Here is a 20,257-nt window from a genome sequence, read left to right as displayed (position 1 = left end):
TAGATAGTTTGAAAGTGTTGTAAAAAACACTTTGAGCATATTTATTCACTTAAATGACGTTTATTGCATCTAGTTAAAAAACGACTCATTTATTGCTTTAGTCTAAGGAATAAAAAATGAAAAGATCGATTTTTCGTAACACCGGATTAGTGACCTTAGTGTCGCTATTAGTGGCGTGCGGGGGTAATAAAAGTGATACGCAGATACCTGAAGTACAAATACCGGAAGTGGTAGCACCTGATACTCCAGAGCCTGAAGCCCCAATTGCGGCTGAAATAGTTAATGGTGGATTAGAGGAAGACACTGCAGGTCAAACAACGCCCGTCGGAAATTGGGTATTTAGACCTGTTCAAGAATTAAGCGCTTCTTCAACTATAAAAGTAATTGAATCAAAAGAAGGCATTAATACCTATAAAGGGACAAAAGCGGTAGAGGTTATCGTTAGTGAATTAGGTGATAACCCTTGGGGTATTGAAATAGCTTATGAAGACCTTCCTATTACCGGAGGTAAAAATTATGAGTTTAGTGTTTGGACCAAAGGTGAAGAGGGAACCAGTGCCGATTTTTGGATTCAAACACCCGCTCCAGATTATGGTCAACTTAGCCTAGTAAAAGAAACACTCACGGGAGAGTGGCAAAAAATTACATTAACAGCTGCAACGGCCGAAGCTGACTCTTTAGTAAGGCTGGCAATTCACTTTTCAAAAGAAGAGAACATTAACAAGTCTATATACCTAGACGAATTTTCAGGCTTTATTTTAGACGATGTACCAGCACAAGAAATACCTGATGTTCAATATAGCGAAGTAACAGCGCAAAGTTTAAAAGCATTGGCACCTAATTTTAATATTGGTGTGGCTGTGCCAGCGGGTGGTTTTGGTAACAGCGTAATAGACAGACCAGAGATTAAAACGATTATTGAACAACACTTTAATCAGCTCTCTGCTGAAAATATTATGAAGCCTACCTATTTACAACCAACCCAAGGCGAATTTTTTTACGATGATTCTGATGAGCTAGTTAACTACGCCAAAGACAACTCACTCACGGTACATGGCCATGTTTTTGTGTGGCACTCGCAAATTGCGCCTTGGATGCAGAGCTTTCAAGGTGATAAAGCCGCGTGGATAACCATGATGGAAAATCACATCACTCAAGTTGCCACTCATTTTGAAGAAGAGGGTAATAACGATACCGTAGTTAGCTGGGATGTAGTTAACGAAGCGTTTATGGAAAATGGTAAATACCGTGGTGAAAAAACCACTGACGACAGCGCCGACGAATCTGTATGGTTTGAAAACATAGGCGCTGAGTTTTTACCCTTAGCCTATAAAGCAGCAAGAGCGGCCGACCCCGATGCCGACTTATACTACAATGATTACAACCTGATTTGGAATGCCGATAAATTAGATGCCGTTATATCTATGGTTAACGATTTTCACAACAACGGCGTGCCTATTGATGGTATTGGGTTTCAATCTCATATTTCACTTAACAGCCCTGATATTTCAACCATTCAGGCACATCTTCAAAAAGTGGTCGATATTCGCCCTAAAATTAAAGTAAAAATTACCGAACTCGATGTTCGTATGAACAATGAAGGCGGCATTCCTCTAACTTACCTAACCAGTGAAAGAGCGGATGAACAAAAGCAGTACTACTACGATATTGTTAAAACATACCTAGAAACTGTACCTGAAGATCAGCGCGGTGGCATAACTATTTGGGGCGTAATTGACGAGGATAGCTGGTTACAAAACTGGCCAGAGCCGACAACAGAATGGCCACTATTATTTTTTAATGACTTTACTGCAAAGCCTGCCTTACAAGGATTTGCTAATGCATTAAAAGAGCTAATTGAAGTAGGTCAACCAGCACCTTCATCAGAGCTGCTAACTAATGGCGACTTTGAAGCCGGACTTGATTCATGGCAAGCGCGTGGCAGTGCAAGCATAACCTTAGAGTCAACCCAAGCCCACAGTGGCAATAATAGCGCTTTAGTACAAGGGCGAACTGAAACGTGGAATGGCATACAAAAGGATGTAAAAGGCTTATTTACAGCAGACAAAACCTATAACGTATCTGCATGGGTTAAGTTATCTGACGATACCAGCACCGTTTCACCAGATATAAAACTCACGCTACAAATAGAGCACACTAGCACTGAGTACCTAGAGCTTACACCTGTTACAACAGTTGCAGCAGGCGACTGGGTACAGTTATCAGGTACTTACACACATTCAATTACAACACAGGAAAGCGCCGCTTTACTTTATGTTGAGTCAAATGAGCTGACTGTAGATTTTTATGTAGATGATGTATCGGTAACCTTGGTCGAATAATAAACCTAACTAAAAGTAATTAACCCCAGAGTAAATAGTCTGTATTTTTATACAGACTATTTTTTTGCGCGGGCTTTTTTGTTTTTGGCTTCCTATTTTACTAGACAGTTTCTAGTAAGAATAATACGTTTTTTTACTGAGGTTATATTATCATTTAGCTAGAACAATTAAATGCTAAAAAAATAAAGGGATATTATGAGTATTAAAGATGTAAGAAACGAAGCTGAAATATTCAAAGAACTTAGTGAATTAAGCGCATCTCCAGGGTTTGTTCACGCTATTGCTTATCTATGTTTTAGAGATAACACTTTTTCATACAATATAAATAAAGGGGTTGAGAGTGGAGATGTTTTACAGCAGTTTTCTATGGAAAGGCTTGTGCGCACGGAAATATCGGCTCTTATTGGGTTAGCATTTAAGCGCGGAATTGAATTCAAAACACCAGAACCACAAGAAGTGCAGCAGTACGCAGATAAGGCAGAGCAGCTTTTACATGAATATCATATCGCATTGATTTCATCCCCTGAAAATTTATTGACAGAGGGTCAAGTTCAACCGGGAAAAATGAGTGAAATGATGAGTAGTGGTGAGATGCTACGTGAAGCTATTTTTTATGGCGGCGAATCGGCTTTTCATTTTCAGTATAGAGACCTATGTTTAAAGAAATATGAGAAAGATAGTGATTTTTTTCTAGCTCATAAAGGTTACACGCTTAAGCAGGCGTATGACGTTATTTATTGCTTAGAAGGGCTTCAAAATGAGCACTTAAATTGCAATATGAAAGAAATGGTAACTAAAGATCCTTCCGACTGGACATTTTTACCTGCCTTCACTTTTACTTATGAAGAAGTAGTTAAGGCATGCCGATATGACCTTAGTATTGTTAAGAATGTACTGGATAGTTTCACAGCATCTGGTTTAAATGAAACATATACCTCTATTGACAGTTTTAATATAACGAACGCCTATCCAATCATTAAAATAAATGAGGAGGAGTTCTTATTACTCCAATATTACTCCCTTGTTGAAGCATTTTATGAAACACCGTTTTTTTGGTTTTTAGAAAATTCCAATTATAAGTCTACTGCACTTAAAAATAGGGGAAACTTTACAGAAGAGTTTGCTTATGAGCGCTTAATTAGAGTGTTTGGTGAGGGAAATGTACATAAGAATATTAATATTTACGGTGCTGATGGAAACATTGCTGGAGAAGTAGATGTTTTGGTTACATATGCTGACAGGGCTATTGTTTTACAAGCAAAATCAAAGAAGCTAACTTTGCTGGCGAGGCAAGGTAATAAAAGTAACTTGGAGAGTGATTTCGAGAAAGCAGTACAAGCTGCTTATGGACAAGGCTACTCTTGTGCAGAATTTATGTTGGAGCCTGATAAATATACTTTCAAGCATGAAGATGGAACACAATTAAAAAGAATAGGAAAGTTAAAAGAAATCTATATTATCTGTTTAGTATCAGATCATTACCCAGCGCTATTCACACAGTCAAAGCAGTTTCTTAAAACACAAGAGTCTGAATCAATTGTATCTCCCTATGTAATGGATGTATTTTTCTTAGATACTTTGACTGAAATGCTAGATAGACCATTTTATTTTCTGAGCTATATAAATAGAAGGGCAACATATGACAAGCAAGTACATGCCTCATTTGAACTAACAGTACTATCTTATCATCTTAGAAAAAACCTTTGGATCGAAGATGATTTATCATATATGTACTTAGGTGACGATATTTGTGCTGATTTAGATTTAGCAATGATGGTACGTAGACGAGGTATTCCCGGTAATGATACTCCTGTAGGGATCTTAACTGAGTACGAAGGTACGCCTATAGATCGTCTCATTAAGAAGATTGAGCAGGAGGAAAATACTAATATAATAGACTTTGCATTCTTACTGCTTTCACTTAGTGGTGATGTTATTCGTGATATCAATAAAGCAATTGATAGAATTACGGAATTATCTTGTAGGGATGGAAAAACACATGATTTAACAATGTTTTTTGATAAATCAGATTGTGGATTTACCATTCATACAAATGGATATCCTAAAGAAGTGGCCTTGAACTCTTTAAGTGATCATTGCGAGAAGAGAAAATATACCACTAAAGCAAGTAAATGGCATGGCGTATGTATTCAACCAAATGATGGATCCTTTAGATTTGGAGTCACTTTAGATTTTGAGTGGCAATACTCAGCTAAGATGGGAGAAATTGTTCGGCACCTGCCTAAGCCGCAAAAATTTATAGATTTTAATGCGAAAAACAAGAGGAGGAATAACATAGGTCGAAACGAACTTTGTCCATGTAATAGCGGTAAAAAATATAAGAAATGCTGCTTGTAATGGTATGCTAGTAAAACTTAAAGTAACTAGTTGAACATTAGTGATTAATTGTATATTTCAATTGGCTTTATGATTTTGGCTGATTTTAAAATTCAACTATTTATAAAAAAGATCTACCAATCAGATAATTAGTAGCTCTGAATTGATTCAACAGCCTGATCTCATACCAGGCTGTTTTATTTCCTCTAAAAGCGAAGCGTCTCTTAACCTCTTTGTGCATTATTCTCTTGGTCTATTTCACTTAAAAACTCAAAAATCCAATCAAAACTACTTAGCTTGATACCTCACTACCACAAACTTAAGTGGCACATCGCCGTTGTTATAAATCCCGTGTAGGTCATTAGGGGCTGCAAATAAAATATCTCCGGTGAGTGCTGGTTGGCTTTTACCATTAAGTGTCCAGGTACCTGAGCCCTCTAGAATCATTAAGTATTCTTCATCGGGATGCTGGTGGGCGGGATGTATTTCGTTATTAGGTTTAATAACCGCCACGCCGGTAATAGCGCCTTTGGTGAGAGATGTATCGCCATAAAAGTAGGTATGAAAATCACCGCCTTCGTAATGAGTAATGTGCGCTTCTTTCTGGCTTACTATAGACGAGGTAAGTTGCTTGGGTTTATCTGCTGCGCTGACAGGTAATGCAGTAATTATTGCAGCAGTTAATGCGACTGTTAATGCAAAGGTGGCTGCGGCTGTTAGTGATAAAGTGTTTGTTGTGTTTTTCATGTGTGTCCTTGCTAATTTATTTACTAGTTATCTTGCTAGTTAGGTATGCAATTAAGGAATGTGTGATGTGTTATTTTTGTTCAGTCTATTTTAATAAAACGTTGTTGTCAAAAAGACTATATGGTGTTAAGTTTACCTTGCACACTAAAAAACACACAACAGGTACATCATGCATAAAAATAAACTAACGATTGCTATTTTATTAGGAATGTCGAGCCTTGCACTTGGCTGTAATGGCTCAGCAGAGCAAAGTAAACCGACACTAAAAGCACAAAAAGCGCCGGAGCAATTAACGCTTAAAGCGCAATTTAAAGATCATTTTAAAATTGGTACAGCAATTAGCCGCGACCAAGTGTTAGGGGCTTTGCCTGAAGATTTAAACGTGGCTAAAGCGCAATTTAATACCTTTACGCCAGAAAATTCTATGAAGTGGGAGCGTATACACCCAGAGCTTGAAACCTATGATTTTGAAGCCGCTGATGCGTTAGTTAAGTACGCACAAGAGAACAACCAAGAGTTAGTTGGGCACACATTAGTGTGGCATTCGCAAACCCCTGATTGGGTTTTTGAAGACGAGCAGGGCGAACCGCTAACCCGCGATGCATTACTTAAGCGCATGCAAAACCACATTAATGCTGTTGCAGGGCGTTATCAAAACCGCATTTTTGCATGGGACGTGGTAAACGAAGCACTTAACGAAGACGGCACACTGCGCGAATCTAAATGGAGCACCATTATTGGTGACGACTTTATAGAATACGCGTTTAAATACGCTAAGCAGGCAGCGCCTAATGCCAAGCTGTATTACAACGACTATAACTTGTATAAGCCAGAAAAAAGAGCCGGTGCAATTGCGCTTATTAAAAATTTACAAAGCAAAGGTATTGAAATTGATGGTATTGGCATGCAAGCGCATTATTCCCTTGATAACCCAGAGCTTTCGTTAATGGAAGACTCTATTGTGGCATACGCTGCAACGGGTATTGATGTGATGATCACTGAGCTTGATATTTCGGTATTGCCGTTCCCTGAAGGTGAAGAACAAGGGGCTGATATTTCGTTAGATATTGCGCTGCAAGAGCGATTTAACCCATACCCAGATGGTTTACCGAGTGAAGTAAACACCCAGTTAGGCGAGCGCTACAAAGCCGTGTTTAACATACTTAAAAAGCATGACGATAAAGTAAGCCGCGTGACATTTTGGGGTATAAGCGATGCAGGCACTTGGCGTAACGATTGGCCAATGCAAGGGCGCACCGATTACCCATTATTAATTGACCGTGAGTTAAAACTTAAAAGCTTTGTAAGCGATTTATAATCGCTCTAAACATTTAATCTCCCGTAAAGGATCGCTTAATAGCGATCCTTTTTTGGTTTTAAGCGCTTAAAATAGCTATTTTTGATAGGTTTATTATTAAGATTTCAAGTTAGTTAAGCAATAACTAATATGCGTTTGCAAAGGCATTTGTGGTGTTAAATAGCTAAATGGGAAGTGTGGGTTATTAGGGCTGTCGGGGCAAAATTGCGGCTCTAGGCAAATACCGTCATATGCATTAAACGCACCTTTTAAGTGCTGCCCTGTATACACCTGAATGGCAGGGTAGTTAGAAAGCACACTCAGCATTACTTTTTCATCAGCGCTTGTAAGCGTCGCGTGTTGCTTAATAGTTTGCAGGTTAAGCGTTTGCTCGGTTACAAAATTATGATCAAGTTTATCGGTTTTATTAAGCACCCGCGCATTTGTATAGTCAAAAGGCGTATTGGCTACAGGGGCTATTAAACCGGTAGGAATGGCATGTGTATCCACGGGCGTATAATGCGCTGCGGCTAATGTTAATACATGCCCTTGTGCGCTGTTAGTAATACCATTTAGGTTAAAATACGGGTGTGATGTAGGCCCCGTAATGGTTTTTTTATTGCTGGTAATAGTAAATTTAATATCAAGATTACTTTGGTTTTTACTGTTAGTTGTAAAGCTGTACAGCACATTAAATGTGGTTTTACCGGGGTAGCCGTTATAACCATCGGGTAGGGTAATACTTAAACTTAACACGTTTTTTTGATGGTAATCGAGATGCCAAAACAAGTCGCTTAATGCTTTATGCCCGCCGTGGAGTTGGTTTACTCCTTCGTTTTTATTAAGCGCATAGGCTTTATTATCAATGTGTACTTGTGCGTTATTTAGCCTGTTTGCATAAGGACCGGCTACCGCGCCTAAGTAAAACGTATCGTTTAAATAGTCATTAATATTAGAATAGCCAAGTATAATATTTCGTTTTTTATTATCAATATGGGTAACCCAGCTTGTAAGCCGGGCACCGTAGTTAATAATAGAAATAGTATCGTTTGTTTCATTACTTAGTGTGTATTGAACAATTGAAGTTGTCATGTTGGTTACTCTTTTAATTGTTCGTTCTGGCTTTTTTAATTTCTTCTTTTACGATTGGGTACAGGTCGTATGTTGGATAAAACTCAGTGCTGTAAGCTTTCCAGCCATAGCGTTCTATTGATAAATTTACTTTTGGCATTAGCGCTGCCGGAAAGCGCAGAGTAACTACTTGCCCTATACCCATCATTACTTTCCAAGATTCTACCGTTGCGCCCTCTGGTGGGAAGTGTTTGTAAAAGTTAGCGTTGTTTAGTATTTCTTTTATTTCAGAGAGGTTTTTTGATTGGTCGTGCTTTAGAAAAATCGTTAGCATTAGTTCATCATTTTGCTTGTCATTTGCCCATGCGTTAAAACTAGTACCTGCACTAAAAAGCATAATTAATAGTAAATATTTCATAGTTCACCTTTGTTAGTTAATTATAAAAATGCGCCGAGCTTTGGGAGGCTTAGCGCATTAATTGGATAAAATTGTATTATTGCGCGCATTACGCGTACTAAATGTATTAGGCGTTGGCTTTAATTAACGCCTGCGCGGTGCTAACTACGTTTTTGGTGGTAAAGCCAAAGTGCTCTAATAACACGTTACCTGGCGCCGACTCACCAAAAGTGCTCATACCAATTACTTTGCCTTGTAAACCTACATATTTAAGCCAGTAATCTTGGTGTGATGTTTCAATTGCAATGCGGTTTGCAACCGAGTTTGGTAATACACTTTGCTTATAATCGTCTGATTGTAGATCAAACAATGTGGTGCTTGGCATTGATACCACACGCACTGCAACGCCTTGTGCTGTAAGCTCTTTTGCGGCTTGCATTGCTAAATCAACCTCAGAGCCTGTTGCAATTAAAATAAGCTCAGGCGTTTTACTGCTATCGCTGAGAATATAGCCGCCTTTTTCTATGTCGCTAATTTGCTGAGCGGTACGTGGCTGATGGTTGAGCCCTTGGCGACTAAAAATAAGCGCTGTAGGTTGCTGCTGATTTTGTATAGCGTTTTTCCACGAAACAGCGGTTTCTACCGCGTCACATGGGCGCCATGTGACTAGGTTTGGCGTCATACGTAGGTTGGCTAGTTGCTCAATAGGTTGATGAGTCGGGCCGTCTTCACCTTGGCCAATAGAGTCGTGGGTATACACAAATATATTTTGAATACCCATAAGTGCTGACATTCTTACTGCGTTACGGGCGTATTCCATAAACATTAAAAATGTAGCACCGTAATTAATAAAACCACTGTGCAGTGATATGCCATTCATAATGCCGCTCATACCAAACTCGCGCACGCCATAAAACAGGTAATTACCGCTGGCGTCATCTGCGCTTATGCCTTTAGAGCCAGACCACAGCGTTAAGTTAGAACCGGCTAAATCGGCAGAGCCACCCAATAACTCTGGTAAATGCGGGGCAAAGGCTTCAATGGTGTTTTGCGAGGCTTTTCGGCTGGCAATGTTAGCGGCGTCTTTGTTGCACTGTGCAATATAGTTGTTTGCAATAGCTTCAAAGTTGTCAGGAAGGGTGCGTTTAATTACGCGGCGCTCAAATTCTTTGCCAAGCTCTGGGTGGCTTTTGGTGTAGTCGCTAAACAGTTGTTGCCATTGTTTTTGTTTTTTATCACCGCTTTGTTTAGCGTCCCAATGGGCGTAAATATCATCACTGATACTAAATGCTTTATTTGGGAGGTTTAAAAATTTACGTGCAGCAGTTATTTCGTCATTACCTAATGGCGAGCCATGGCAGTCGTGCGAGCCTGATTTATTTGGCGAGCCAAAACCAATCACGGTTTTACAACAAAGTAGAGTAGGTTTATCGCTCACTAGTTTGGCTTGTGCAATGGCGCTGGCAATTTGTTCTGGGTCGTGGCCGTCTATATCTTTTATTACATGCCAGCCGTAAGCATCAAAGCGTTTAGCGGTGTCGTCGGTAAACCAGCCCTCAACGTGTCCGTCGATAGATATGCCGTTATCATCCCAAAAAGCAATAAGTTTACCCAGGCCTAATGTGCCTGCAAGCGAACATGCTTCGTGCGATATGCCTTCCATTAAACAGCCATCACCCATAAAACAGTAAGTGTAATGATCAACAATATCAAAACTCTCTTTGTTAAATTGTGCTGCTAGGGCTTTTTCGGCAATAGCCATGCCTACGGCATTTGATAAACCTGCGCCAAGCGGACCTGTGGTTGTTTCAACACCTGGGGTATAGCCATATTCAGGGTGGCCTGGGGTTTTTGAATGCATTTGTCTAAATTGTTTAAGCTCGCTAAGTGGTAGTTCGTACCCGCTTAAATGCAATAAAGAATAAATAAGCATAGATCCGTGACCGTTACTGAGTACAAAGCGGTCTCGGTTTGGCCAATTTGGATCGTTTGGATTGTGGTTTAAAAAATCGTTCCACAGTACTTCGGCTATATCGGCCATACCCATAGGTGCGCCCGGATGCCCTGAATTTGCTTGCTGTACCGCATCCATACTGAGTGCGCGAATGGCATTAGCAAAAGGCGCACGAGAAGAAAGCTGAGTCATGTATTACCTCAAATAAAATTAAAAAAGCCCGCACGTTATGTAGCAGGCTTGAGGGAAATTAGTTTAGTAAGTCTTCAACCAATTTAGCCAAAATACGCTGATCTTTGGCAAAGTTACGAATACCTTCACCGAGCTTTTCGCTGGCCATTGGATCTTCGTTGTGCTGCCATAAAAATTGCTCATGGGTGAGTGCGGTTAAGTCACTTTGCGGTGCTTTGGCAATATTTGCAGCGTCAAGCTTAGTAAGCAGTTCACCTTCTTGGCTTTGTAAATCATTGAGCAGTGCGGGCGAGATAGTCAGTAAATCGCAGCCAGCAAGCTCGATTATTTCTTGAATGTTTCTAAAGCTTGCGCCCATTACCACGGTTTTATAATCGTACTTTTTATAGTACTTATAAATACTGGTAACCGACTGCACACCAGGATCTTCGCTTGGGGTGTATTCTTTATTATCGCGGGCTTTGTACCAATCAAGAATACGCCCAACAAACGGAGATATAAGCGTTACGTTAGCTTGTGCGCACGCAATGGCTTGAGCCATCGAAAAAAGCAGTGTTAAGTTACACTTAATGCCTTCTTTTTCTAACTGCTCGGCGGCTTTAATGCCTTCCCACGTTGAAGCAAGTTTAATAAGTACGCGGTCTTTTGAAATACCCGCTTGCTCGTAAAGTGAAATAAGCTTACGCCCTTTGGCAATACTTGCTGGGGTATCAAACGATAAACGCGCATCTACTTCGCTCGATATACGCCCAGGTATTACTTTTAGTATTTCACAGCCAAAGTTAACAATAAGTTGGTCGCATATAGCGTCAACGTTGTTGCCAGCTTTTTGTATAGCGTCTTCAATTAAATGTTTATATTGAGGTAATTTTGCAGCTTGTAAAATTAACGAAGGATTGGTTGTTGCATCAACCGGTTGTAGGGCTTTGATTGACTCTACATCGCCACTGTCGGCAACGACTGTGGTTACTTTTTTGAGTTGTTCTAACAAGTTCATAATGATGTACGCCTCGGCTTTATAACCGAGGCGATGTCCTTATACGTAGCGGTTAACAATATTCTCAAGCAGTTCTTGGCGACCAGAAACTTGCTTAGGATCGATGTTGTTCTCGTGTACTAAGGCTGAAAGGCTTTCAAGTGATTGCTCACCATTTAAAATGCTTTGGCCTAGGTCTTCTTTCCAACCAGCGTAACGTTTTTCAACAAAATCAGTCAGCTCGCCGCCTTCAATCATTGCTGCTGCATTGAGTAATGCTTTAGCCATCGTATCCATACCGCCAATGTGACCAATGAATAAGTCATCACGCTCACACGATTGACGACGAAGTTTAGTGTCAAAGTTAAAGCCGCCCGTTGTAAAACCACCCATTTTTAAAATTTCGTAAACAACAAGTGTGCACTCAGCTACGTCGTTAGGAAATTGGTCAGTATCCCAACCGTTTTGCATGTCGCCACGGTTAGCATCAATACTACCCATGATGCCTTCTGCGCAAGCAACTGCAATTTCGTGGTGGAAACTATGACCCGCAAGTGTTGCGTGGTTTGCTTCAATGTTTACTTTAATTTCGTCTTGTAAGCCGTGCTTGTATAAAAAGCCTGCAACCGTTGCTGTATCGTAATCGTACTGGTGCTTAGTTGGCTCTTGTGGTTTTGGCTCAATTAATAATGTGCCTTTAAAACCAATTTTTTTCTTGTGCTCTACAACCATTTTCAAAAAGCGTGCGTACTGTTCGCTTTCTTGTGCAAGGTCTGTATTTAGTAGCGTATCGTAACCTTCACGGCCACCCCAAAGTACGTAGTTTTCGCCGCCTAAACGATGCGTAATTTCCATTGCATGTTTAACTTGTGCTGCTGCATATGCATACGTATTAGGATTAGGGTTTGTTGCACCACCGGCACAAAAACGCTGATTTGAGAATAAGTTAGCAGTACCCCACAGTAGTTTTACACCGGTGCGCTGCATTTCTTTTTCGATAATGTTAGCTATGTGCGTTACGTTATCGTGGCTTTCTTGTAGTGTTTTGCCTTCAGGGGCAATATCAACATCATGAAAACAAAAGTAAGGAACGCCTAATTTTTCATAAAATTCAAAGGCTACTTTTACTTTTTGTTCAGCAAGTTCTAATTGATTGCCTACAGGTTGGATCCAAGGACGATCAAATGTACCTTCACCAAAAATATCAAACCCTGTAGAACAAAAGTTATGCCAGTAACAGGCTGCAAAACGTAAATGTTCTTTCATTGTTTTGCCAAGCACTACTTGGTTTTCGTCGTAGTAACGAAATGCAAATGGGTTTTTAGAGTTTTCACCCTCAAATTTGATTTTTTCAACGTTTGTAAAAAATTGTTCGCTCATAATGTGCTCCATTAATTTTATAATAGTGTATTAAAAGTATGTTTTTACACTTTGGTAAAGTGCTTTGTATGTTGTGTATTGCTGTGCGTAAAAGTCTTGCATGACTGGGTCTGGCTCAATTGTTTGCGTTACTTTGCCGTTAACACACACTTGTTGTGCAGGGAGTTGTGTTACTGCTATTCGGGCAAGTCTTGCAGCGCCAAATGCGGGGCCAACTTCTGAGCCTTCTCGGTAAATTAGGGGGCGGTTGAGTACACTTGCGATGATTTTTCCCCACAGTGGGCTTTTAGCGCCACCACCAATAACGGTTACATCGTCAATTTGTGCGCCAGCATCAAGCAGTACTTGTTGGCCATCGGCAAAAGCAAAAGCAACGCCCTCTAGTACTGCGCGGCCAAGGGCTGCTGCATCGGTATCGCTATCTAAACCAAAAAATACGCCTTTGGCATCGGGGTTATTATGCGGCGTACGCTCGCCAGTTAAATAAGGTAAAAATATCACTGAGCTTGGTTTGCTAAAATCGCATTTACTTACTTGTTCAAGCAATGCGCTTTCGTTTTTAAAACCGGTTAATTTAGTGACCCAGGTTAAACAGCTTGCTGCGCTTAACACCACTGACATTTGGTGCCAGGTGTTTTCAATGCAATGACAAAAAGTATGTACAGCACCTTCTGGGTTAGGCAGGTATTTATCGTTAGCAACAAAGTAAACGCCCGAAGTACCTAATGATAAAAACGCTTGTTTAGGCCTTACTACGCCAACACCGGCAGCGCCTGCGGCATTATCGCCACCACCTGCAACAACAGGCACTTGCTCCATACCCCATTTAGCAGCAACTTGGGCTGTTAATTTTCCAGTAATTTGTGTGCCCTCAAAAAGAGTAGGCATGTGTTGCTCTGTTAAGTCGCAGGCGCTAAGCATTTTTTGCGACCACGCTCTTTTTTCTACGTCTAGCCACAGTGTGCCTGCTGAGTCAGACATATCTGATGCAAAATCACCGGTCATTAAAAAGCGTAGGTAGTCTTTTGGTAATAATACTTTGGCTACTTTTGCAAAGTTTTCTGGTTCAAACTCTTTTAACCACACCAATTTAGGTGCAGTAAAACCAGGCATTGCTATGTTGCCGGTAATATTACGAGAATTTGGTTCGCGTTTTTCAAGCTCTACACATTGTGCTGCACTGCGCCCGTCGTTCCATAAAATGGCTGGGCGAATAATATTATTGTTTTTATCAAGCAGCGTTGCGCCATGCATTTGCCCAGAAAGGCCCACAGCCTTTACCGATTTTAGTAATGCAGGGTGAGTATTTTTAAGCTCCTCGATTGCACTACAGGTAGCAAGCCACCAATCTGTAGGGTTTTGCTCAGAAAAAAGTGGTGCCGGGCGTGAAACGCTTAAAGATCCACTTGCTTGAGCAAGCAATTGGTCTTGCTCGTCTAAAATAATTACTTTTACACCTGAAGTGCCTAAATCGATACCAAGGAACATAAATGTGATACTTAATGTTGTTTTAGTGTTAGCGCTAACATTAATGATTTGATATTGTTAAGTCAAGCTAGTTTTAAACTATGTTTAACAATTAATTTGCAATTTTATTGCTTGGTTGTTGGAGTTCACTTAAATTTCTTTTTAAGATCATAAGGAAACACTATGAAAAAAATAAACTGGGGTATTGTTGGTTGTGGCCGAATTGCTGCACAATTTTGTGAAGACTTAGCACATACAAATAATAGTGTTGCGTACGCAGTTGCAGCAAGAAATGGAGATGATGCAACCGCTTTTGCGAGCAAGTATGGTGCGGCCAATGCCTACGAAGGGTATCAGGCATTATTTGACGATAAAAACGTTGATGTAGTTTACATTGCGACCCCGCATAACTTTCACTTTAAAAATGCCAGCGATGCTATTAAAGCAGGTAAGCATGTATTGTGCGAAAAGCCCATTACGGTTTCGGCTGAAGAGTGCAAGCAGTTGTCTTTACTGGCTAAAAAGCACGACGTATTTTTAATGGAAGCCATGTGGACGTACTTTTTACCTGCAATACAAAAAGCAAAACAATGGGTAGAGCAAGGGCGAATTGGCACTATTAAACATGTTAAAGCTGACTTTGGCTACCCTGTGCCTTTTAATCCCGATGGGCGTGAATACAACCCAGATTTAGCGGGCGGTTGTTTACTCGATATGGGAATTTATCCGCTTGCGATTGCCAATTACTTTTTAAATAACGACCTTGAAAACTTACACGTAAGAGCAAATATTCGCTACAAAGGCGTGGAAGACGATGTACTTATTACTGCTAATTGTGGTGATGTAATGGTGAGCTTAGCAACGTCATTTCAATGCCGGTTAGGGAATGGCGCGTATATTATTGGCGACAAAGGCTATATAAAAATACCCGATGCATTTAGAGCTTATGAGTGCTCTTTGTATGAGCTTGATGATTTAATAGAGCATTTTGAAGATGGCAGGCAGTCACAAGGTTATAGCTTTGAAGCCCAAGAAGTAGGGCGCTTACTGAGCGAAAACAAACGAGAGAGTGACATTATGAGCCACTCTCAAAGTTTACTTTTACAATCGCAAATGGAGCGTATTAAAGCATTGTTTTAAGAGAACTTTGAATGAGCTTTTAAATGGTTTTATATCAGCTCTAAATCAACTAATAAACTTAACTGGCGGCGATTTATTCGCCGCTAGGTTCGTCATAATTAAAAAATGAAAAGTGAGCTTCTTTATTTTGCCCCGATAAGTCTTGGCACGCCATACCAACAAAAGCACCGGTAAAACACGGGCGATACCCTTGTGGTGATTGCTGCACGTAATCATCAGATAAAATACTGCCATCAAGCACTGGACCAAACTTTATCCAGCAGCTTTTTTCGGTGGCGTAGTAAAACTGCAGCTGAGCGCCATTAAAATCAGCTTTTAAGTAAACAGGTTTGTTTGTTTTAAGCAAAAGCGGTGCAACAGCCGTGCTTGTTTGGTATTTATCGCAGCTTATTATATTTAAATAACGTGGTGTGGTTTCATCGCCTACATCGCCGCCGCTTATATGCAAATAGTAGTAATGCGCGGTGTTGTAATAACATACTAGCCCCGCCATTTGCTGAAAACTGCTCGGCGCAAAATCAACGGATGTGCTGCTAACAGTATGATGAGCCTGTACACGCCTAGCAATAAAACTTTGCTGATACAATGAGCTTAAAGACTCTTTTCCCACTAGGGTGAGCGATGACTTTTGAGTGTTTTTATAGACCCAATTTTTGCACATAGGTATGCGCAATGACTGAAAATCAACAGTAAGCCCATCTTTACTAAAATCAATCTTTGTTGAGGGTTGCGGCTGTGGGTTTAGCGTTAAACCTTCAACGGGTACGTGTATTCTGGGGGCTTTATTTGTGTGTTTTGCATAAGGCCAGCCATCGTCTTTCCAGATTATTTGCTCAATCCCTGTTTCACGCCCTGTAATGCAGCGGCCACGCTCAGTCAGTGGTCTAGATGTTAAAAATACCGTGTACCAATTACCGGCTTGCGTTTGAAAAAAATCTCCATGGCCACATTTTTGCAGCGCATTACTCGGCTCATGTACTGCTGTTATTACGGGGTTGTGTGGGTGTGCTTGGTAAGGGCCAAATACGTTTTTAGAGCGAGCAACACTAATGCAGTGCTCATACCCTGTGCCGCCTTCAGCGGTTATTAAATAGTAGTAAGCACCGCGTTTTAAAATATGTGGACCTTCAGTGCAACCAAGCTCTGTGCCTGAAAATATAGGTTTAACATCGCCTATTAGCTTATTGGTTTTTAGGCAAAGCTCTTGCATTACTATGCCACCAAATAGTGTGTTGTTGCGGTGATCAACCAGCATGTTTAGCAAATAACTTTTACCGTTATCATCGTGAAAAATAGACGGATCAAAACCGCTAGAGTTTAAGTAAGTCGCTTGTGACCAGTTACCGGTAATATCAGTGGTTGATACAAAATAGTTTGGTGTGTCTTTCCAAGGGCCATCAAAGCTTTTTACATTGGTATATACCAAATAAAAACGGCCATTATTGTAGCTTAGTTGCGCAGCCCATACGCCGCAAGAGTCGGGCACTCCTCGCATATCAAGTTGCTCTACGGTGTTAAGTGCTTGGCCTATAACTCGCCAATTTACTAAATCGGTAGAGTGGTGAATTTGCACACCGCCAAACCATTCAAATGTTGAAGTGGCTATGTAGTAGTCGTTATTAACTCTGACAATGTTTGGGTCTGGGTTAAAGCCTCTTAGAATTGGATTTTGCAGCATGCTCATAATATAGGCCTTTTTAAGTTTTTTATGTTATTGGGTGTGAATATTATAAATTTGTTGTTAGCGCTAACATTTTCAGTGTAGTATAAGACTTTGTCAATAAGTAATCATTTAAAACGCGCTGTAAACAATATCAAGCTTTACAATTATGTATAATGAAAATTAAGAAAGTTAATTATAACAATCACATGATTGTGAGTAGGTAATAACAGTAATGGCCGATCCTAAAAGAGCAAGAATACAAGATGTAGCCGAGCAGGCTGGTGTATCAATGATGACGGTTTCGCGCGTGCTCAACCAAGACAAAAAAGTAAGCGACAAAACTCGCGAAAAAGTAATGGCGGTTGTTGAGCAATTAAATTACAGGCCAAATGTGTCTGCTAGGCGCCTTGCTAGTACTAAGTCATTTTTTTTAGGGCTTTTATACGATAACCCAAGTGACTCTTACATAAGCCAATTTTTATTGGCAGCGCTTAAAAAATGTCGCGCACTGGGCTACCACCTTGTTGTTGACGAAGCGCATACCGATATTGACAAAACAATTGAATCGGTAAAGCAACTTATTGATGTTACACAGGTTGATGGCATGATTTTACTGCCACCTATGTGCGACAACGAACAGGTTTTAGATGTGCTTACTAAAGCTCAAGTACCATTTGTAAGAATAACGCCAGATACAAAATTAAATCGCTCCCCTTATATATGCATGGACGATTACCAAGCGGCGTTTGATGTTACAGAGCATTTAATAAATCAAGGGCATAGCAAAATTGCACATATTATTGGCGACACTAAACAAGGTGTAAGCCGTTTGCGTTACCAAGGTTATTTAGATGCGCTGCGCTCTAATAAAATAATAACGCCACCTGAGTATATAGAGCAGGGCAGTTTTACCTATCAATCGGGTATGGAAGCGGCAATAAAATTACTTTCGCTTGATGATAAACCAACGGCTATTTTTGCAGCTAACGATGATATGGCAGCCGCTGTAATCTCAATAGCTCAAAAACAAGGTATTAATATTCCAAGCGAACTCTCGGTTGTTGGCTTTGATGACACGCAACTTGCAACCATAGTTTGGCCAAATATTTCTACGGTAAAACAGCCCATCAATGAAATGGCTGAGCTTGCGATTACTTTACTTGCATCGGGTCAGTATAACGATTTAAGCAATGTAAAAAGCTTAGACTTAAGACATATTTTAGATTTTGAATTAATAGAAAGAGAATCAAGCTCAACCAATAAAAATAACTAAATAAGCTAAAACGCACACCCTTTTGAGCTTCAAAATCTATATAAAATAACAACAACACACAATATGGATACTTATGAACGAGAAAGAAAATGTACTTTTAATAGTACTGGTTTGCTTTGTTGCGACCATTGGCGGGTTTTTATTTGGTTTTGACAGCGGCGTAATTAACGGCACTGTTGATGGATTACAAACGGCGTTTGGCTCCAGTAGTGCGGGTACGGGATTTAACGTATCGAGCATGCTAATTGGTTGTGCCATTGGTGCGTTTTGCGCAGGTCGATTGGCTGATAAATTTGGTCGGCGTCTAATTTTACTTTTTGCCGCTGCTTTATTTATTATAAGTGCTTGGGGCTCGGGTGTGTCAGTCACATCGTTTGAATTTGTGATTTATCGCATTTTAGGCGGCTTAGCTGTAGGGGCTGCATCGGTTATGACCCCAGCTTATATTAGCGAAATTGCCCCCGCACGATACAGAGGCACGCTCTCTACACTGCAACAAGTGGCTATTATTTTTGGTTTGTTTAGCGCATTTGTGAGTAACTATTTTTTAGCCAACACAGCTGGCGGCTCTACGGCTATATTTTGGCTCGACTTTGAAACATGGCGTTGGATGTTTTGGGTTGAGTTATTACCTGCATGCTTATTTTTAATCGCTTTATTCTTTATCCCCGAAAGCCCTCGATACTTAATTATGGCTGGTAAAAAAGACGCTGCTGCACGGGTGTTATCGTCATTATATGGTGATAAAACTGCCGCTCATAAATTAAATGAAATAGCAGAGTCTCTTGCTGGCGATAAACACCAACCTAAATTATCTGATCTTATTGATAAACCTAAAAAACGTTTACGCCCCATCGTTTGGATAGGAATTGGCTTAGCTACATTTCAGCAATTAGTCGGCATTAACGTTGTTTTTTACTACGGCGCGGTACTTTGGCAAGCAGCCGGTTTTACTGAATCTGACGCGTTACTTATTAATATAATAAGCGGCTTTGTAAGTATTTTAGCAGTGTTTATTACCATGTGTTTTATAGACAAAATTGGCAGAAAACCTTTTTTGTTAACCGGCTCAATTGGTATGACGGTGACGCTTTCGGTTATTGTTTATGCCTTTTTAAACGCAGATATTGGCTCAACAGGTAACTTAGAATTAGGAGAGCAGGGCATAGTTGCTTTAATAGCCGCTAATGCGTATGTATTCTTTTTTAACTTATCGTGGGGCCCTGTAATGTGGGTTATGTTAGGAGAAATGTTCCCTAACCAAATTCGCGGCTCTGGCCTTGCAGTTACTGGCTTTGCCCAGTGGATAGCTAACTTTTTAATTACCTGGTCGTTCCCTGTCATGCTCACCGGTATAGGTTTAGCAGGGGCTTATGGTTTTTACGCATTTTGCGCGTTTGTTTCAGTTATATTTGTATTTAAGTTTTTACACGAAACCAAAGGCAAAGAGCTTGAACAAATGAAAGGGTAAATATTACCCCTTTAATAAGCGCCAAAACTAAAGCAATAGTTTTGGCGTTGTTAGACTGCTTCACTCGTTAAGCTTTTTTTACTAAACCCAAACACTTTATAAACTCGCAGTAACTACCTCATTTCTCAATAGTTAAATTATTAATGCATTTAAGTAAAGTGTGAGTCGCTTGTTCAATATCACTATTTGCAATAGCGTTTAACACCATTTTTAAACTTTTATTATTTCGATTCGAGCAGCCTTCATCGACGTCTTCCTTTGGTTTTTAACTGGATTATCAACTTTCGAGTATGTTGTGAAAATGAATAACATTAGACGTGACGTAGTTTTTGTAAAAAGACGTAGTAGAGCCGTCGGTGTAATAGGCAACTAAAAAGCACATAAAGCTAATAGTCTGCAGTGAGCGATAAGCGGACTGTCAAAAATTATGATGTATGAAGTCAAGATTTGATAATCATATAGAAAGTTCCTCGAGTTTTTCGATACAGTTGTGTTGACCAAAACATAAACTGTACCTCGAGGAACTTAGTATGAAACTATATGGTGGAAT

The 20,257-nt window shown here is 40.2% G+C and carries 14 protein-coding genes; 6 read left to right on the top strand and 8 right to left on the bottom strand.

Annotated features, from left to right (window positions below):
• Positions 1–116 precede the first annotated feature (116 nt).
• Both I6F65_RS05985 and I6F65_RS05980 read left to right on the top strand, forming a co-directional pair.
• Entirely contained in the window at positions 117–2,342 is a 2,226-nt protein-coding gene (locus I6F65_RS05985; RefSeq protein WP_197111978.1) for an endo-1,4-beta-xylanase, read from the top strand.
• A gap of 195 nt (positions 2,343–2,537) precedes the next feature.
• Positions 2,538–4,700 carry an SEC-C domain-containing protein gene (locus tag I6F65_RS05980; RefSeq protein WP_197111976.1) on the top strand — a complete coding sequence of 721 codons (2,163 nt, stop codon included), beginning with the start codon at positions 2,538–2,540 and terminating at the stop codon, positions 4,698–4,700.
• Positions 4,701–4,967: 267 nt separating this feature from the next.
• Here I6F65_RS05980 and I6F65_RS05975 read toward each other — a convergent pair whose 3' ends face one another.
• Positions 4,968–5,426, bottom strand: a complete 459-nt coding sequence (locus I6F65_RS05975; protein WP_231613120.1) for a cupin domain-containing protein — start codon at positions 5,424–5,426, stop codon at positions 4,968–4,970.
• Positions 5,427–5,595: 169 nt separating this feature from the next.
• Here I6F65_RS05975 and I6F65_RS05970 point away from each other — a divergent pair, with 169 nt between their 5' ends.
• Entirely contained in the window at positions 5,596–6,744 is a 1,149-nt protein-coding gene (locus tag I6F65_RS05970; protein ID WP_197111974.1) for an endo-1,4-beta-xylanase, read from the top strand.
• Positions 6,745–6,840: 96 nt separating this feature from the next.
• Here I6F65_RS05970 and I6F65_RS05965 read toward each other — a convergent pair whose 3' ends face one another.
• The 6 genes from I6F65_RS05965 to xylB form a co-directional block, all read right to left on the bottom strand.
• Positions 6,841–7,815, bottom strand: a complete 975-nt coding sequence (locus I6F65_RS05965) for an aldose epimerase family protein (RefSeq protein WP_197111973.1) — start codon at positions 7,813–7,815, stop codon at positions 6,841–6,843.
• Between the two features lie 13 nt (positions 7,816–7,828).
• The gene (locus tag I6F65_RS05960) at positions 7,829–8,212 is read right to left on the bottom strand and encodes a hypothetical protein (RefSeq protein WP_024612548.1); all 384 of its coding nucleotides are present in this window, start codon (positions 8,210–8,212) and stop codon (positions 7,829–7,831) included.
• A 106-nt stretch (positions 8,213–8,318) separates the two neighbouring features.
• Positions 8,319–10,337: a transketolase gene (gene tkt / locus I6F65_RS05955; protein WP_197111971.1), complete on the bottom strand. Its 2,019-nt coding sequence runs from the start codon at positions 10,335–10,337 to the stop codon at positions 8,319–8,321.
• Between the two features lie 58 nt (positions 10,338–10,395).
• On the bottom strand, positions 10,396–11,337 hold the full coding sequence (gene tal / locus I6F65_RS05950) for a transaldolase (RefSeq protein ID WP_369122871.1): 942 nt from the start codon (positions 11,335–11,337) through the stop codon (positions 10,396–10,398).
• Positions 11,338–11,373: 36 nt separating this feature from the next.
• Positions 11,374–12,693 (bottom strand): xylose isomerase, encoded by a 1,320-nt coding sequence (gene xylA, locus I6F65_RS05945; RefSeq protein ID WP_007375167.1) that lies wholly within the window; start codon positions 12,691–12,693, stop codon positions 11,374–11,376.
• 30 nt (positions 12,694–12,723) lie between these two features.
• Complete coding sequence (gene xylB / locus I6F65_RS05940) at positions 12,724–14,181, bottom strand: xylulokinase (protein WP_197111966.1); 1,458 nt, start codon at positions 14,179–14,181, stop codon at positions 12,724–12,726.
• 162 nt (positions 14,182–14,343) lie between these two features.
• Between xylB and I6F65_RS05935 the strand changes: the two genes are divergently transcribed.
• A complete protein-coding gene (locus I6F65_RS05935; protein WP_024610332.1) occupies positions 14,344–15,300 on the top strand; it encodes a Gfo/Idh/MocA family protein in 957 nt (318 codons plus the stop codon).
• Between the two features lie 73 nt (positions 15,301–15,373).
• On the opposite strand, the gene I6F65_RS05930 is transcribed toward I6F65_RS05935, so the two are convergent.
• The gene (locus I6F65_RS05930) at positions 15,374–16,984 is read right to left on the bottom strand and encodes a glycoside hydrolase family 43 protein (RefSeq protein WP_197111964.1); all 1,611 of its coding nucleotides are present in this window, start codon (positions 16,982–16,984) and stop codon (positions 15,374–15,376) included.
• 211 nt (positions 16,985–17,195) lie between these two features.
• On the opposite strand from I6F65_RS05930, the gene I6F65_RS05925 reads away from it, so the two are divergent.
• Both I6F65_RS05925 and I6F65_RS05920 read left to right on the top strand, forming a co-directional pair.
• Positions 17,196–18,236 carry a LacI family DNA-binding transcriptional regulator gene (locus I6F65_RS05925; RefSeq protein WP_007585144.1) on the top strand — a complete coding sequence of 347 codons (1,041 nt, stop codon included), beginning with the start codon at positions 17,196–17,198 and terminating at the stop codon, positions 18,234–18,236.
• Positions 18,237–18,297: 61 nt separating this feature from the next.
• Entirely contained in the window at positions 18,298–19,707 is a 1,410-nt protein-coding gene (locus I6F65_RS05920) for a sugar porter family MFS transporter (protein WP_331460628.1), read from the top strand.
• Positions 19,708–20,257: the final 550 nt, after the last annotated feature.

This window comes from Pseudoalteromonas sp. SWXJZ94C (assembly GCF_015864385.1).
Lineage (GTDB): Bacteria > Pseudomonadota > Gammaproteobacteria > Enterobacterales > Alteromonadaceae > Pseudoalteromonas.
The sequence above is the reverse complement of the archived record's forward strand: the minus strand, read 5'-3'. Positions and strand labels throughout refer to the sequence as shown.